Annotated in this window: 16 protein-coding genes and 4 pseudogenes; 10 read left to right on the forward strand and 10 right to left on the reverse strand. The window is 42.6% G+C overall.

Features of this window, described 5'->3' with window-relative positions:
* The 3 pseudogenes from BGL89_RS21305 to BGL89_RS15405 form a co-directional block, all read right to left on the reverse strand.
* A pseudogene (locus BGL89_RS21305) lies at positions 1 to 66 on the reverse strand (Uma2 family endonuclease); the annotation flags it as partial.
* A gap of 397 nt (positions 67 to 463) precedes the next feature.
* A pseudogene (locus tag BGL89_RS15400) lies at positions 464 to 1,345 on the reverse strand (IS4 family transposase); the annotation flags it as partial.
* 120 nt (positions 1,346 to 1,465) lie between these two features.
* A pseudogene (locus BGL89_RS15405) lies at positions 1,466 to 1,609 on the reverse strand (lipoyl(octanoyl) transferase LipB); the annotation flags it as partial.
* 486 nt (positions 1,610 to 2,095) lie between these two features.
* On the opposite strand from BGL89_RS15405, the gene hpf reads away from it, so the two are divergent.
* Positions 2,096 to 2,695, forward strand: coding sequence for a ribosome hibernation-promoting factor, HPF/YfiA family (gene hpf, locus BGL89_RS15410; protein ID WP_286826445.1), 600 nt, complete (start codon positions 2,096 to 2,098; stop codon positions 2,693 to 2,695).
* Between the two features lie 58 nt (positions 2,696 to 2,753).
* On the opposite strand, the gene BGL89_RS15415 is transcribed toward hpf, so the two are convergent.
* Together BGL89_RS15415 and BGL89_RS15420 are read right to left on the reverse strand one after the other, a co-directional pair.
* On the reverse strand, positions 2,754 to 3,164 hold the full coding sequence (locus tag BGL89_RS15415; RefSeq protein WP_286826446.1) for an Hsp20/alpha crystallin family protein: 411 nt from the start codon (positions 3,162 to 3,164) through the stop codon (positions 2,754 to 2,756).
* Between the two features lie 285 nt (positions 3,165 to 3,449).
* Positions 3,450 to 4,091: an L-threonylcarbamoyladenylate synthase gene (locus tag BGL89_RS15420; RefSeq protein WP_286826447.1), complete on the reverse strand. Its 642-nt coding sequence runs from the start codon at positions 4,089 to 4,091 to the stop codon at positions 3,450 to 3,452.
* Between BGL89_RS15420 and larC the strand changes: the two genes are divergently transcribed.
* A complete protein-coding gene (gene larC, locus BGL89_RS15425; RefSeq protein ID WP_286826448.1) occupies positions 4,068 to 5,324 on the forward strand; it encodes a nickel pincer cofactor biosynthesis protein LarC in 1,257 nt (418 codons plus the stop codon). The two genes, BGL89_RS15420 and larC, sit on opposite strands and share 24 nt — an antisense overlap.
* Before the next feature lie 148 nt (positions 5,325 to 5,472).
* Here larC and BGL89_RS15430 read toward each other — a convergent pair whose 3' ends face one another.
* On the reverse strand, positions 5,473 to 5,925 hold the full coding sequence (locus tag BGL89_RS15430) for a DUF29 domain-containing protein (protein ID WP_286826449.1): 453 nt from the start codon (positions 5,923 to 5,925) through the stop codon (positions 5,473 to 5,475).
* 345 nt (positions 5,926 to 6,270) lie between these two features.
* A complete protein-coding gene (locus BGL89_RS15435; protein ID WP_286826450.1) occupies positions 6,271 to 6,903 on the reverse strand; it encodes a calcium-binding protein in 633 nt (210 codons plus the stop codon).
* Between the two features lie 357 nt (positions 6,904 to 7,260).
* On the opposite strand from BGL89_RS15435, the gene ndhC reads away from it, so the two are divergent.
* Genes ndhC through BGL89_RS15450 form a run of 3 tightly spaced genes read left to right on the forward strand, consistent with a single transcriptional unit; the run spans position 7,261 to position 8,918 of the window.
* Positions 7,261 to 7,623, forward strand: a complete 363-nt coding sequence (ndhC, locus tag BGL89_RS15440; protein ID WP_002739390.1) for a photosynthetic/respiratory NAD(P)H-quinone oxidoreductase subunit C — start codon at positions 7,261 to 7,263, stop codon at positions 7,621 to 7,623.
* 47 nt (positions 7,624 to 7,670) lie between these two features.
* The gene (gene ndhK, locus BGL89_RS15445) at positions 7,671 to 8,414 is read left to right on the forward strand and encodes a photosynthetic/respiratory NAD(P)H-quinone oxidoreductase subunit K (RefSeq protein ID WP_271991212.1); all 744 of its coding nucleotides are present in this window, start codon (positions 7,671 to 7,673) and stop codon (positions 8,412 to 8,414) included.
* Positions 8,415 to 8,918, forward strand: coding sequence for an NAD(P)H-quinone oxidoreductase subunit J (locus BGL89_RS15450; protein WP_286826451.1), 504 nt, complete (start codon positions 8,415 to 8,417; stop codon positions 8,916 to 8,918).
* Positions 8,919 to 9,020: 102 nt separating this feature from the next.
* Here BGL89_RS15450 and BGL89_RS15455 read toward each other — a convergent pair whose 3' ends face one another.
* A complete protein-coding gene (locus tag BGL89_RS15455) occupies positions 9,021 to 10,526 on the reverse strand; it encodes a UbiD family decarboxylase (protein ID WP_286826452.1) in 1,506 nt (501 codons plus the stop codon).
* A gap of 180 nt (positions 10,527 to 10,706) precedes the next feature.
* On the opposite strand from BGL89_RS15455, the gene BGL89_RS15460 reads away from it, so the two are divergent.
* Both BGL89_RS15460 and BGL89_RS15465 read left to right on the forward strand, forming a co-directional pair.
* Positions 10,707 to 11,801 (forward strand): AAA family ATPase, encoded by a 1,095-nt coding sequence (locus BGL89_RS15460; protein ID WP_286826453.1) that lies wholly within the window; start codon positions 10,707 to 10,709, stop codon positions 11,799 to 11,801.
* Positions 11,779 to 12,483 (forward strand): DUF3226 domain-containing protein, encoded by a 705-nt coding sequence (locus BGL89_RS15465; RefSeq protein WP_353743946.1) that lies wholly within the window; start codon positions 11,779 to 11,781, stop codon positions 12,481 to 12,483. The genes BGL89_RS15460 and BGL89_RS15465 overlap by 23 nt, the downstream gene beginning before the upstream one ends.
* A 52-nt stretch (positions 12,484 to 12,535) precedes the next feature.
* Here the strand turns inward: BGL89_RS15465 and psbV are convergent, their stop codons facing one another.
* Positions 12,536 to 13,021 (reverse strand): photosystem II cytochrome c-550, encoded by a 486-nt coding sequence (gene psbV / locus BGL89_RS15470; protein WP_286826455.1) that lies wholly within the window; start codon positions 13,019 to 13,021, stop codon positions 12,536 to 12,538.
* 128 nt (positions 13,022 to 13,149) lie between these two features.
* On the reverse strand, positions 13,150 to 13,356 hold the full coding sequence (locus tag BGL89_RS15475; RefSeq protein WP_002735525.1) for a hypothetical protein: 207 nt from the start codon (positions 13,354 to 13,356) through the stop codon (positions 13,150 to 13,152).
* Positions 13,357 to 13,770: 414 nt separating this feature from the next.
* Here BGL89_RS15475 and remA point away from each other — a divergent pair, with 414 nt between their 5' ends.
* The 3 genes and pseudogenes from remA to clpP form a co-directional block, all read left to right on the forward strand.
* The gene (gene remA, locus BGL89_RS15480) at positions 13,771 to 14,040 is read left to right on the forward strand and encodes an extracellular matrix/biofilm regulator RemA (protein ID WP_002737924.1); all 270 of its coding nucleotides are present in this window, start codon (positions 13,771 to 13,773) and stop codon (positions 14,038 to 14,040) included.
* A 12-nt stretch (positions 14,041 to 14,052) separates the two neighbouring features.
* The gene (gene gmk, locus BGL89_RS15485; RefSeq protein WP_286826456.1) at positions 14,053 to 14,607 is read left to right on the forward strand and encodes a guanylate kinase; all 555 of its coding nucleotides are present in this window, start codon (positions 14,053 to 14,055) and stop codon (positions 14,605 to 14,607) included.
* Between the two features lie 352 nt (positions 14,608 to 14,959).
* Positions 14,960 to 15,571: pseudogene (gene clpP / locus BGL89_RS15490) on the forward strand (ATP-dependent Clp endopeptidase proteolytic subunit ClpP); the annotation flags it as partial.
* Positions 15,572 to 15,743: the final 172 nt, after the last annotated feature.

Below are 15,743 nucleotides of genomic sequence, written 5' to 3' on the forward strand. Positions count from 1 at the left end.
GTCGGCCATAGGTTTACCGTCGGAGTCAGGATAGAAAAGTTGGGGTTCGATGGGTGCTTGAACCATGCTTTATCTCTTGCGATCGCATTTTGGCCTAACTTTATTGTATCATCGCAAATCCTCGGTTTGAAACCCCGTGCTTTTAGGACGGCTTTGCCTTAGACCTCCTGCCAAAGTTGTATAGTACTAAATCCGTTGAGTATAGGCTACATATCAGGACAGGCAAAAGGCTTCGACGGTGAGGTCGGTCGAACCGCCGAACGGCGAAAGGGGGAATAAATAATCAGTTTTTAATAACAGGATTTAGGATTACATCTAAATTTTTAATAAAGTCGAGAAGGGTTGATTGTCTTGTAGGAGCGAAAGATTTCTTAAAATTTGGTTTTGCACTTAATAGTGGTTCTGAAAGACCTGGTACTTTTGCTTCTTTTCAGGTCTTTGATAGCAGCAATAACCTACTTGCTTCCTCTACTAAAATCACCTGTAATTTGACAGGTTGACGAGGGTTCGCCTTGGGGTAATGGCTAGGTACTTGTATTTCAAAACTGGCAAATCTAGCTGTTAGTTTAGCTAGTCTAGCCTCGTGATTAGGATTGCGTTTTACTTGCACATCTAGGCTACCACAGGCTTTAATTTCTCTGATGGATTGATGTAAATATTTAGTCTCTGGATGCCCTGACTTTTCCTTGTCTTCGAGATAGTTAACTTTTCGGTTATGAGTTCCTCAGATTAATAAATGAGAGTTAGGATTTCTTGACTGGGCAAATAAATCAAATATGTCTGCCTCACAATCTCCGATTGTTACTACTTGAATATCTTCGGGTATTTGTTGTTGTGTTTTTGAGCAAGAATTTAACCATCTTTGACTTTCTTTTTCTTGGGTTTCTCTTTTTTTTCGTTGCTTGGCAATCCCTAAATTCTTTTCTTCTCTTGCCCAGACCTATTGATTAATCAGTCCTAAAGATATTCCGACCGGGGACACTCCTAATGTGGTATGAAGTTTGAGACCAAAGGAGGTTTTACAATCTAGATAACCCATTCCTTTTTTGGCTTTTTGTGTCGTAAAGTCTAAACTGGTTGTGTCTTGCACTGCCAAAACTATTGGATGTTCTTTGATTCTTTCTACTGTACTTTTAGCTTGGGCGGCAATTATATCTGAGGGGTGAAAATAGGGGGAATTCCAAAAGTCATAGGTGGCACTCGCTGCCGCTAGATTTCCCGAAGCTTGTCGAACACTTGTACTAATTTGGCTGGCCAAATTTTCCACGATACTGATTAACCTTTTCTTTCTTCTCCTGTCGCCTAGGTCTGCATACTGTAATTCTTGGGCTGCCCATTTCTCCATTTTTTTGCTCACCTGGACCTTGATTCCTTCTTTCAAAACTATACCTATCAATCGTCTCCCTTTTTTTTAAGTTTCTTCTCTTTTTGTTAAGAAAGATCTGACTAATGGATAGGGTATAAACGGGGGCTGTTCGAGTATTAGCAGGATATCAGGTAAGTCGGGATTAGCAATTCTCGCCCCACCAGCGATCGCTGTTGCCAAAGAATAGGGCGTAATTGCCCGAATTTTTAGCCCACAGGGACGAGGTATTTTTTGAGCATTCATTGCGAGATTTGTCAAATTATTTAAGAAATGTGAAGGAGCGCAAAGGAAAATTAAAAGAAGGGAAGATATAGATGTTGGGGAGAATACTAAGTGCTAATCTAAGGTTATCCCATCTATTCCGAGGTTAACCGTCGAACGGGAGAAACAATCACCGGATTCCCTTGCTGGCGGCAAAAATCAGTTTCTTTAAATGAAAGTTAACAGAACTTCGCATTTCTGTTAAGAGAAGGTTTAGAGAAACTTGTTAGAATAGAGGTAGATAAATCCAGTTGCAAATAGGCGCTCGACCCGATGAATTTTCCGTGCGATCCGACAAAAAAAAGAGAACGAGAACACCGACAATATCTAGACTGTGACCTCTAATTGACTTTCAATCAACAGCGCGATCGAGCAGTTTTTTTGAGGATTAAATTCCTGGCATCAACATCCCTTAAAAATAGTTGATGTGGGCAGTCCATAGCAAAATTTTTAGATGGAGTAGTGAGTATGAAGCTATTGATTCAGGGCAATAATATCGCTGTCACCGAACCTATTCATGATTATGTGGAACAAAAGCTGGAGAAAGCGGTGAAACATTTTAACGGCATAACCACAAAGGTCGATGTTCACCTCTCCGTGGAAAAGAATGCACGCATTCCCGATCGTCACAAAGCGGAGGTAACGGTTTATGCTAATGGAACAGTGATTCGCGCTCAAGAAGGAAGCGAAAATTTGTACGCGAGTATTGATTTAGTTTCTGATAAAATCGCTCGTCAACTCCGCAAGTATAAAGAAAGATTGGTGGATCATCGCACCAACGCCACCGTTAAAACTAGCGAGGTGGTGCAAGAGAAACTCTTAGATGATAACCTAATTGGCGATCGCACTCCCGAATTACCTGCGGAAGTAGTGCGGATGAAATACTTTGCCATGCCACCGATGACTATTGAGGAAGCACTAACACAATTGCAATTAGTCGATCACGATTTCTTTATGTTCTGCAACAAAGACACTAACGAAATCAACGTTATCTATCAACGCAATCACGGCGGTTTTGGTGTTATTCAACCCCGTCCCGTCAACCTAAATGGCAAAGAACTCCATTAACAGTTAGCGACTACAAATAAAACCAAAGACTGGAGAATTTCTCCAGTCTTTTTCTCATCTAACCAAGATTAACTTTAACCACTTTATTTTTTTCTGCCGCCGCTTTCGGGAGGGTGAGATAAAGAATACCGTCTTGATAGTTAGCGGTAACTTGGCTATTTTGCACCTCTACTGGCAGGGTAATCAAGCGACTAAATTTACCATAATAAAATTCGCTGTCTTTTACCTCGGCAGCGCATTCACGTTGCCCATTAATAGCCACCATTTGCTTGCTAACCTCCACATCGATATCTTTAATATCCATACCGGGTAATTCGATTTTTAATTCCACGGAATCCTCGTTAACGGAGATTTCCACCGGGGGACGAGATACCAATGAAGTTGTCGGTAATACTTCTTGAAAAAGTTGATCGATTTGACGTTGGACAGAATTAATTTCTAGGAAGGGAGAATAAAGAGTGAAAGCCATAGTAATAATTTCCTTGAGAGGTTTTCTCTGACTGCGATTATCTCCATCTTAAGCAACTAACTTGACTTCCACAAGGCGGTTTTCAGGAAATAAAAAGTCGCAATAACCGATACAGTTATCAGTTATCAGTTATCAGTTATCAGTGGCAAGTGGGAAGTTGTGGGGTGTGGGGTGTGGGGTATGGGGTGTGGGGTGTGGGGTGTGGGGTGTGGGGTGTGGGGTGTGGGGAGCAAAAAGCGGCCTTTTGCATGAGTGCATGAGTGCATGAGTGCATGAGTGCCTTCGTTATAACCATTGTTGTAATTCCGGCCAACCCAAACCCTGACGCACGATATCCGGTTGATCGCCGGTAAAATCAACAATTGTTGACACTTCCGAACCGGGAGCAGAACCATCTTCGATAATTAAATCAACGATATGATCGAGGGCATCGAATAACCTAGCGGATTCTAATCCCTTGGTGGGAAAATCCCCCTCCTGATCGGGAAGATGGGCAGAACTAGAGATAATGGGATTTTCTAGGGTTTCGAGAATAGTGCGACAGATAACGTGATCGGGAACCCGGATACCAGTGGTTTTCCGCTTTGGATTCATCACCACTTTCGGCACTAATTTAGTCGCCGGTAAGAGAAAAGTGTAGGGACCGGGTATGACTCGTCGCATAATCTTATAGGCATGATCGCTGACCACTGCGTACTCGGAAATATTCGACAAAGAAGAACAGAGAAACGTCAAGGGTTTATCATTAGATAGTTGCTTGATTTGGCGAACTCGTTCGACGGCAGATTTCACATTGAGATCGCAACCGATCGCATAGACAGTATCGGTAGGATAAAGCATAATTGCCCCATTTTTAAGGGCATGACAGATTTCTTGGATAGAACGTTGCTGGGGATTTTCGGGATGGAGAGAGTAAATAGTAGCCATGATAGCAAAATCGTCGCCTATTGGGATTGTCCCACGGGAATCGCCGGGGATATGTGTTTAGGGGCATTAGTAGATTTAGGAGTCCCCTTAGAATACCTGATTGCACAACTAAAAACTTTAGGAATTGAGGATGAATATCAGTTAAGGGCCGAAAAAGTGCATCGTCGCGGTCAAATTGCTACTAAGGTTCACGTCGATGTCACTGCCGAGAAGTGCGCTCATCATCACCACCATCACCATCATACCCCCGCTCGCCATTTACCGGAGATTGAAAATTTAATCAAACAGGCAAATTTACCCCAGAAAGTCCAAGAATGGAGTTTAGCGGTTTTTCAACAACTTGCGATCGCAGAGGGAGCCGTTCACGGGATCGCGCCAGAAAAGGTGCATTTTCACGAAGTGGGGGCAACCGATGCCATTATTGATATCGTTGGGACTTGTTTGGGTTTGGATTGGCTATCGGTGAGTGAATTATACTGTTCTTCTCTACCCACCGGCGGCGGTACAGTTCAGGCCGCCCATGGTCGTTTACCGGTTCCCGTGCCAGCAGTAGTACAATTGTTAAGTAATCGACAAGTACCAATTTATAGTAATGGCATCGCAGCGGAGTTAGTAACACCCACGGGGGCAGCTATTGTGACAACTTTAGCTAAAAGTTTCGGTAAACCGCCCAAAATGCAGTTAGAAAAGGTCGGTTTAGGGGCAGGGACAAAAGATTTACCGATTCCCAATCTTGTCCGGCTTTGGTTAGGGAAAAAAGAACCAGAAAAGCTAGATGAAATCGAAACTGTGGCAGTTTTAGAAACTCAAATTGATGACTTAAATCCGCAAGCGATCGCCTACTTAAGCGAGGCTTTATTACAAGCGGGGGTCTTGGATGTATTTAGTCAAGCAATTACTATGAAAAAATCTCGTTTGGGAATACTTTTGACAGTAATTTGTGGCTTGGATAAAATTGCTATTTGTGAAAATATGATCTTTCAAGAAACCACAACTTTAGGCATTAGAAGGACGATTCAAGAGCGATTAATCTTAAAAAGAGAGATACAATCGATCGATACTGTCTATGGTCAAATTCGGCTAAAAGTTGCCTACAAAGAGTCAATTAATCAACCGATTACCGTACAACCAGAATACGAAGATTGTGCCGCTATTGCCCGTCAGCATCATCTACCTTGGCGATTTGTTCATCAAATGGCCTTGGCTATTTGGCAAGAAAAAAATCAGTCTTGACAGCAGGGCGATTTTCTCATAAAACTGCCAGATTCATTGTTCAAAAGAACGTAGGTTGGGTTGAAGCATGAAACCCAACGCCCGCTCATGTTACGCTACCGTTAACCCATCCTACAAATAATTGTGCCTCCCTACTTATATCCATTGTTCAAAAGGTATTTTCAGGAAAATAATCCCAATTTAAAACCCGTTCTTGGGTAAAAGGACAATCAACCGGAAAAGTTTCTTTTGGTAAATTAGTTTCATTTACAGTCCCTCGCACTGCTTTTTGATAACATTCTGCGAAAATATCGGCTAAATAGGGTTTTAAGCTAGGACTATCCCTGAAAATAAGCTCTAATTGTTCTCTTTGCTCATCAATGGTATTTATCCAGCTATTAGTCCGTTTTTCTGGTTGATATTGCCATTTAAGTAAGTGCATCAAGAGAACTTTTAAACGGCCGAATATCTCCCGTCTATTATTACGTCCCATATCGGATATTTCTTCGATTAAGTTATCTAAATCAACGGCCTGTAAATTGCCCTTTTTTAAGTGATTGACGGTTTGCTCAATCCACAAATTAAAATCAGTTTCATAAAGCTGAGATAATTGATTTTTCATAATGAGAACGTTTCTTATATTCTATCTTTACGTTGTGCCTATCTTAATGGTGTCTTGTCCAGATGATATTTTTACAAATATGAGATGCAGAGGATTTACCATAATTTATCTAATCTTCAAGGTATTTTTTTCTCTTTTTTATGATAAATTTAATTGTTGTACAAGTGCAAAAAAATCAGAGCAAAATGATAGTTTTTTCTGATACTTCTGACTGAATAAAAAAAACGGGTTTCTTTAATAAACCCGTTCTCTAGATATAGAAAAGTTTTAAATATTCTAAAGGAATTAGGTTGTGTACGTTTTCTCTACAGTATTATTGCGCTCAACTCAACCTACGAGGCGATGCTAAACAAATCGAAAGTAATAACTGGTTAACGCAATACTGGTGTTATCTTGAACTACTCCAATTAAGTCACCTCCTTGATAGATGGCTGTATCTAAAGCAGAAGTACCAAACCAATTTACCCTCGATAGGCTAATTGAACTAATAATCGCATATATTTCAATATAGTCGTCTGCCCCGTTATAGTCAGTAATAAGAGCATAACCACTACCTTGATAATAGTTGCCAGCACTGCTACCTAGCACAAAAATGTCCGATCCAGCCCCCCCAACTAAAGTGTCATACTCATAACTGTTATAATAGTTGGTAATAGCAGTGCCCATTAAGCGATCATTACCAATGTCACCACTTAGATAATCATTCCCTGATCCCCCTGACAAGTTGTCATTTCCCGATTGTCCATATAATTGGTCATTGCCAGTTTCTCCAGATAAATAATCGTTGCCATTCCCTCCCCATAAGATATCATTTCCCGACCATCCATAAAGAGAATCGTTGCCGTCGCCACCGTCAATATAATCATTGTTGGTATTGCCCCAGATGGTATCATTGCCACCATAACCATAGGCATAAAGTTGTTCACTTCCCGTATAGTTGTAGGAGTTTGCGGAATCTGTACCGTAGTAAGTAGGCATGGCTTTACTCTCCTGTTTAGTTGCAGATAGTGACCAATATGCACTCTACCCCCCACCAGACTGTATCATACGCTACAATTTAATAAATTTTTACATTTATCCCCATACCAGACCCTCTCCTCTTAGTGCGATCGCTGCTTTGGTCGGCTCCTAATTTAGACTGCCTGTCGGAAATTTTAGTACAAATGCTCGAACTGGCAACTCCAGCACTCCCGTACAATCTTAACGAGCAATCTAGTTGACATCCTCAATGCTGCTTTTGAGAAGGAGACGGGTTGCTAAAGCCTCTATAATAAGTAGCCATAGAGATGCCGACAACTTCCCCTGTCGATAGCGAATAAGGAGAAAAAAAACCCAGTGTTTGTCCTCAAAGGTTACGAGTATTTTCTAGGATTTCTGCTCGCTTGCAGTTTAGTACCAATCCTATCCCTAACGGCCTCCAAAGTCCTGCGGCCTAGTGGTGGTGGTCCGGAAAGACGCACCACTTATGAATCGGGGATGGAACCGATCGGCGGTGCTTGGATTCAGTTTAACATTCGTTATTATATGTTTGCCCTCGTTTTCGTGGTTTTTGACGTGGAAACCGTCTTTCTCTACCCTTGGGCAGTAGCTTTCAATCAATTGGGCCTATTAGCTTTTGTAGAAGCACTGATCTTTATTGCTATCCTTGTGGTTGCTCTCGTCTATGCTTGGCGGAAAGGAGCCTTAGAATGGTCATAACAGCCATAATTTTCCTTATTTTTGACTTTTCATGAGAGGATAACCCGATGAGTCCCAACCCTACCAGCGAATTTAAGCAAATTATCGAACAACAAAGCGAAAAAATCCTCAATCCCATCGAACGCACTAAAGTTACCCAGGATTTATCGGAAAATGTCATCCTTACCACCGTTGATGACCTGTATAACTGGGCGCGTTTGTCAAGTCTTTGGCCGATGCTATACGGTACAGCTTGCTGTTTTATCGAGTTCGCAGCCTTGATTGGTTCCCGTTTTGATTTCGATCGCTTTGGTTTAGTTCCCCGTTCTAGTCCCCGGCAAGCCGATTTAATCATCACTGCTGGTACAGTCACCATGAAAATGGCCCCCGCTTTGGTGCGTCTGTATGAAGAAATGCCGGAACCTAAATACGTTATCGCCATGGGTGCCTGTACGATTACGGGGGGAATGTTCAGCAGTGACTCCACCACTGCGGTTAGAGGGGTAGATAAACTTATCCCCGTGGATGTCTATATACCCGGTTGTCCCCCCCGTCCGGAAGCGATTATCGACGCGATTATTAAACTGCGGAAAAAAGTCGCTAACGAATCTATTCAAGAACGCGGGACTGTCCTCCAGCAAACCAATCGTTATTACAGCACCACCCATAAAATGCAGCCCACGGAACCGATTCTTACGGGTAAATATCTGCAATCGGCCACCCGTCAAGCACCTCCGAAAGAGTTACTAGAAGCCACCGGTATGCCTGTTCCCCCCGCTCTTTTGACCACGAAACAAAAGGAAGAAATCTAAATGACTGAAGAAACGACAGCTATTGTGCAAGCTGGCCCCACTTCGATTTGGTTAAGCGAAAATGGTTTTGATCATCAAGCTTTAGAAGCTGACCATAGTGGTGTGGAATTGATTAAAGTAGAAGCAGACTTTTTAATTCCTCTGGCCACTGCTTTATACGCTTATGGTTTTAATTATCTCCAATGTCAGGGGGCTTACGATTTGGGACCGGGGAAAGAATTAGTTAGTTTCTATCATCTAGTCAAAGTAACCGATAATGTCGATAGTCCCGTGGAAGTGCGCTTAAAAGTCTTTCTTCCCAGAGATAATCCCAGGGTTGCCTCGGTTTACTGGATTTGGAAAGCAGCTGACTGGCAAGAACGAGAAAGTTATGATATGTTCGGCATTATTTATGAAGGACATCCCCACCTGAAACGGATTTTAATGCCGGAAGATTGGGTCGGTTGGCCTCTACGCAAAGATTACGTTTCTCCCGAATTCTACGAACTACAGGACGCTTATTAAGTCGAGAAATTAATCAGTAATATCGGGTTAGAAGATATTTCTAGCCCGATTTTTTTGAGATTTAGGGACAAGATAAGCTATTGACTATTTAGTCGGTTAAATCTACATTTCGTAGCCAAACTTATTGGCATCCACTTCTTGTAAATTAATATCGATTAAACCGTATTCCAACCAGCGTTGGGAAACCTTGAGTGCCATGGCAGGATCCGACTCCAAAGGTTCCCCCCATTCGTGGTCAGTTTCGGGATACATTTTAGTGGTGGCATCAATTCCCATTCTCCCCCCCAAACCGACCTTTTCGCTGGCAAAATCGAGGCTATCAAAGGGGGTTTCCGGGAGAATAAACACATCGCGAACCGGATCCACTTTAGAACTAATTGCCCAAACCACTTGCCGGGGGTCGCGAATATTAATCTCCTTATCGACGACGATGACAAATTTAGTATAGGTGAACTGGGGTAAGGCACTCCAAAAAGCTAAGGCCGCTCGCCGCGCTTGTCCAGGATAGGCTTTATCAATGGAGATAATCGCCGCTTTATAGCTTAAAGCCTCCATAGGTAGGAAAAAATCCCTGATTTCCGACACCTGTTGCCGTAAAATCGGTGTATAAATACGATTAAGAGCGATAGCCATCATCGCTTCTTCCTTGGGAGGACGACCGCTAAAAGTGGTTAAATAAATGGGGTCGCGACGATGGGTCATGCAGTGGAAATGAATCAGGGGTGAATCTTCCACACCGCCATAGTAACCCATGTGATCACCAAAGGGTCCATCTGGCAATACCTCTCCGGGAGTAATTGTTCCTTCCAGGACGATTTCTGAGTCGGCCGGCACTTCCAAAGCGAGGGTTTTACACTTGGCTAACTGTACCCCGGAACCGCCGTACAATCCCGCAAACAGCCATTCTGAGAGATCTACGGGGATAGGAGTGGCGGCGGCCATGATAATCAGAGGATCAACCCCTAAAGCGATGGCTATTTCCAATTTTTTGCCCATTTGTGCCGCTTTTCGCAGGTGACGCGCCCCACCGCGCACGGATAACCAGTGGACGGTCATGGTATTGTGAGACTGTAGCTGTAAGCGATAGACACCGACGTTAGGGGTTCCCGTTTCGCAATCTTTAGTAATTACTAGCCCTAGGGTGATAATCTGGCCTGCATCCCCCGGATAGGGGCGAATCATCGGAATTTTCTTTAAATCTACTTCATCCCCTTCTAAAATTACCTGTTGACAGGCAGGGAAAAAGTTACGGTTGGGTTTGGCTTTCAGCACATCAAATAAAACTTTACCAAAATCGATCGCTTGGGAGAGTTTTTTCGGGGGTTTCGGTTGTTGCAACAGGGCGAGTTTTTTGCCTAAATCTTCCAATTCTTCGGGTTTATTCAGGTTCATCGCCCAACAGATGCGTTCTACCGTTCCCATCAGGTTAATAGCGACGGGAAACTCTGCTCCTTGCACGTTTTCAAACAGTAGGGCCGGTCCCCCCACCTGTAGCATCCGATTAGCGATCTCGGCAATTTCTAAATCGGCAGAGACCGATGCACTAATGCGGCGTAATTGCCCACGATCTTCTAAAAGCTTAATAAATCCTCGTAAGTCTCTAGCCATGATGAAGAAATGTAAATAAATCCCTGTCTCTATTATCTCTTAGGGCGGCAGTTTCCGTCAGGGATAGTCAACGTTTTGAGAGTTTGAGGCGATTCTCGTCTAGAATTAAGTAAAAAAATCCCCATCTCGCCAGGGTCATTCCTACCCCTAAGTTTATGCTTATCCAGCCCAGAGGTCAACATGATTAAGGATATTGAAATTAGTAATTTTAGATGTTTTGAGCATACCAAAATTGAAGGTTTTGAGCGAGTTAATTTAATTGGTGGCAAAAACAATTCAGGGAAAACCGCCTTGTTAGAGGCAATATTTTTATATAGTTATCCCTATCCAAATACTATTCATCCCTACATCAGAGGAATCATTCGTAAGGAATCTTTAGCAGTTGTTACGACTATTCCTAAAAATGCTTGGGATAATTTATTATTCAATCTTGATAGAAAAAATATTATTGAGTTAAAAGGCTCCCAATCTAACCAAGGAGATAAATTGGTAAAAATATCGATTTCCGATTCTCTTAAAGATAGTCTTCTAGGTCGCCCTGAAGATTGGCAACAATTATATAATTTTATCGCTAAAAATAAATCGGTTATTTCTATCTTAAATATACAAACAATTTTTGACCCTGAGAATGACTCAAAAGATAGTCAACTGAACTATTTTTTAATTGCTAGTTCTGAGGGAATACTAGCTTTACCTGATGCGGGTGATGAGGAACCAGTAATCATTGCCGCATCTGTCAATAAATCTTTGAAAGAATTGAGCGAGTCCTATACTAAAATAGTTTTTAATGAACAGGAAGAAGAAGTGCTAAAAGCTCTACAAATTCTCGATCCGTCTATTGAAAAAATAGAAAGTTTTTTTCTGGGTGAACCAAATTTATATCTGAAAAGAAAAGAGACAAAACGCTTAACCATATCTCTTTTTGGTGAAGCTATTAATCGTCTGATAGAGATAATTATTACTCTGCTGCTTAATCCGCAAAAAATTATTTTTATCGATCAAATAGAAAATGGTCTTCACTATACTGCTTACCCAGATATTTGGAAAACTTTATTCCGATTAGCTATGGAACTAGATAGCCAAATTTTTGCCACAACCCATAGTTTAGAGATGATCCAAGCTTTTGCCGATGTGGGGTTAGAATATTATCCAGAACAGGGAGCCTATTTTGAACTAGCCAGAAGTCCCAGAACTGATAAAATTATCGGTATTAAAAGTGAATTAGATATCTTAGATTATGCTCTCAAGCACAATGATCGAATCAGAGGTGAGTAGAATCGTGGCTAATGTAATGATTGTTGAGAGTCAAGATGATCAGGCTTTTTTACGAGCTATTATTGAGCATATTAATGAATCGACTCATCTAACGATAACTATTGTTGAATTTTATATTCTAGACGGAATAGAACGAGAAAATTATCGTAGCCTTGAACAACGGCTGAAACGACTTAATAACACCTTGCTCAAAGATGATATTCAAAAGATAGGTATTGTTTTAGATTTAGATGAACAAACCAGACAAGAAAGACTTGCTCTGGTTAGTCAATGTATTCAAAGAGTTTTTAGAGAAGCAGCCAGGATAGATGATACCCAAAAGCTATTTCAATTAAATGCTTCTACGAATACTCAAATAGGTTGTCATTTTCTTCATGTTAATGAACAGGGGGAACTAGAGACAGTGTTGAGAGAAATTAAAACCCAAGATTCTCCCCATGCTGATTGTGTAGAAGCTTGGCGATCCTGTCTTGCACAAAAAAATATTGATATAAATCGTAAAAAAATTGATAAATTGTGGATTCAAAACTATATCAGGGAAGATACACCATCACAGAATGAAAAAAGAGAGGCTAAGAAATATTGTAATTTATCCCATGCTTTAACCAAAAAAGATATTTGGAACTTTGAGCATGAGGTATTAAATGAACTCAAAGAATTTTTACAACTATTTGCTGTCTAATCAAAAATCCCCCTAGAAATCTAGAGGGATTGAGGGATATATGGAGTGCAATTTAGAAGTAAATTGTCCCACCCCAGCGCTCGTCTAGACGGGGAGCAACCAACAGATAAGCGGCGACGTTATACACATCATCTTCGGTCAGATTGCGTAATTCTGGGAAGATATCGGGACGGCTAACATTGGGATGGAATTCGCTCAGATCATCTTCACCATCGTAACTGGTGGGATGTTCTAGATAATCAATCAATGCTAACAGATTATCTCTGGGGGGTTCCGCTTTTGCCAGATCGGCCAGACCCAAACTGACATTATTATTAGTTTTGGTTTTACCTTGCAGGTGGCACTTAGTACAATTGGCGACAAAAAGTTTCTGTCCTTCCGTCGCTTGCTCGGAAGTCAAAGTCACCGATCCCCCCGCATCATTGAGGGTGATGGTGAGGGTTTCTTGATCGAGTTCTAAGGCACTAGCGCCGTTAAGATTGAATTGTAATACAAAAAAGACTACAGCGATCGCTGCCACAATCAAACGTTTGATCATTGTTCTCCTACTCGCAATTGTTCCAAGAAAGGGGATTTTAAGGTGACTAAAAAATTTTCTCCTCTGGGAGGGTATCGATCGATTCTAAGTGATCACGGACACCGAGAAGATCGCAGTTGGGAATAAAGTCAAGGGGACGTTTCCGTTTTCGAGGCGGTTACTCCTGAGCGTTGGGATAAAATCAGTGAGATAATTGCTTTAGCATCTTCTAGGGCGAGATTAGTCTGCCGATCTTTATAGGAGATGCCTAATTGGTCGCAAAGTGACAACACAGATTCATCGGCCAGATCGTACTCTGCCGCAATATCAGCGATCGATAGATCAGCAAAACCCATAGTCTAACGCACCCACCAAGGATAGAGAATACTTATTAGTTACCATAATTATCATGCCATTGCTGGGGACATTCTTCACAGTGATCAGTGATCGGTCGTCAGTTATCAGATGTGAGTTTTCAGTTCACTGATTACTGTTTACTGTTTACTGATCACTGAAAAAAAGCTCCCCGCACCCCACACCCCATCACCCCAGACCCTCAAAATTCCCTAATTTTCCCGACTTTTGCCTTTTTATTCCCTAAGATAGAGACTCGTGTAAACAAATTTAATTAAAATCGCAAAAAACCTGAAAAAATACTAAAATGTGATTAAGAATGTTATTTTTAGCGTTGTAAGGCTAAATCTTTCTCGATAACATTGTAATCATACCTCCACACTCTTTTGTACAAAGGACTGCACCTTTGTTAACTTATGGATATACAACTGATCAACATCGGCTTCGGTAATATTGTTTCCGCTAATCGGGTTATCGCCATCGTTAGCCCGGAATCTGCTCCTATCAAACGCATCATCAGTGATGCTCGGGATAAAGGCTGTTTAATCGATGCTACCTATGGAAGACGGACTCGTGCGGTGATCATCACCGATTCTAGTCATGTAGTGCTGTCGGCCATTCAACCAGAAACCGTGGCTCACCGTTTCGTGGTCAACAAGGAAGCGCCTGTTAATAGTAGCAACTAAGTTATTAACCCCATGCAACCCGGTCAATTAATTGTCATTACTGGCCCTAGCGGCGTGGGCAAGGGTACGCTAGTCCGGCATTTACTAACTCGTTTCCCTAACCTCTACCTGTCCGTATCCGCCACTACGCGCCCACCTCGACCGGGTGAAATTGAGGGGGAAGATTACTACTTTCTCGACCGTCCCAGTTTCGAGGAGAAAATGGCAGCTGGACAATTTCTGGAATCGGCCGAATACGCGGGCAACTACTATGGGACACCCCAATCAGCGATCGCCGCTCAATTAGCAACAGGCCAGACCGTAATTCTAGAAATCGAATTAGAGGGAGCCAGACAGGTCTGTCAAAGCTTCCCCGAAGCGAGGAGAATCTTTATCCTACCCCCCAGTTTCGAGGAATTAGAACGTCGTTTGCGCGGCCGGGGCAAAGATGCCGAAACAGCGATCGCCCGCCGTCTAGAGCGCGCCCAAGAAGAATTAGCCGCCAGCGAGGAATTCCCCTATCAAATCGTCAACGATGACCTAGAAACCGCCCTAGATGCCATCGAGAAGATTATTTTTAGCCGTTAGCTGTTGGGGGTTAGGTGTTAGTCCTCGGTCGTCAGCCTTGAATCAGTTATCAGCTTCTGAAGGCAAGAGGCAACCCTACCCCAACCCCCCCGACGTCGGGGGGGGTTGGGGGGCAAAAGACAGAATCTGACATTCTCCTACCTAAAAAGAAGGTTGGAAACTAAGCACATCAAAGCTTTTAGCTTAACCAATTAGGTCTTAGATTCGGCCCTTGTTATCAGATCTGAGTTTTCAGTTCACTGATTACTGATTACTGTTCACTGTTCACTGAAAATACTTCCCCACTTTCCCTAATCCCTATCCCCCATTCCCTAGGTTACAATCAAAAAAACTAACCGCAGCAGCAAGACAAGAAAGCGCAATGATTCCTACCGTTATTGAAACCACAGGCCGGGGCGAACGCGCCTTCGATATCTACTCCCGACTACTCCGGGAAAGAATCGTCTTTTTGGGACAAGAAGTAACCAGCGACCTGGCTAACCTAATCGTCGCCCAATTGCTCTTTCTAGAAGCAGAAGACCCCGAAAAAGATATTTACTTGTATATCAACTCCCCCGGGGGTTCCGTTTCGGCCGGATTAGGGATTTTTGACACCATGAATCAAATCCGTCCCGATGTCAGCACCATTTGTATTGGTTTAGCTGCCAGTATGGGGGCTTTTCTCCTCAGTGCCGGCAAACCGGGCAAAAGAATGAGCCTACCCAACTCGCGGATCATGATTCACCAACCCCTCGGCGGCGCCCAAGGTCAGGCCACCGATATCGAAATTCAGGCCAAAGAAATTCTCTATCTCAAACAATTACTCAATGAACACCTAGCTAGTCATACGGGTAAACCTCTCGACCTCATCGCCGAGGATACGGAAAGGGATTTCTTTATGTCCGCCGAAGAAGCCCTAGACTATGGTTTAATCGATCAGGTGATCGATCGCAGTCCTTCCGCTTCTAACCCTCCCAGTAAATAGTTGTCACCCCGCCCTAAAAGCGACGGAGCTTGCCTAGACCAATTTAGGCGACGCAAGTAGAGACTACCGCATCGAGACACCATCTGGCACAGACTTCCGAATGCTTCCCTAGTTCGGATTCCCTCTAAGCTTTATTGGTAAAGCGTTGTTAGACAAGACATCTTGATTGTGT

The organism is Microcystis sp. LSC13-02 (assembly GCA_002282935.1).
In the GTDB taxonomy this organism is placed as follows: domain Bacteria; phylum Cyanobacteriota; class Cyanobacteriia; order Cyanobacteriales; family Microcystaceae; genus Microcystis.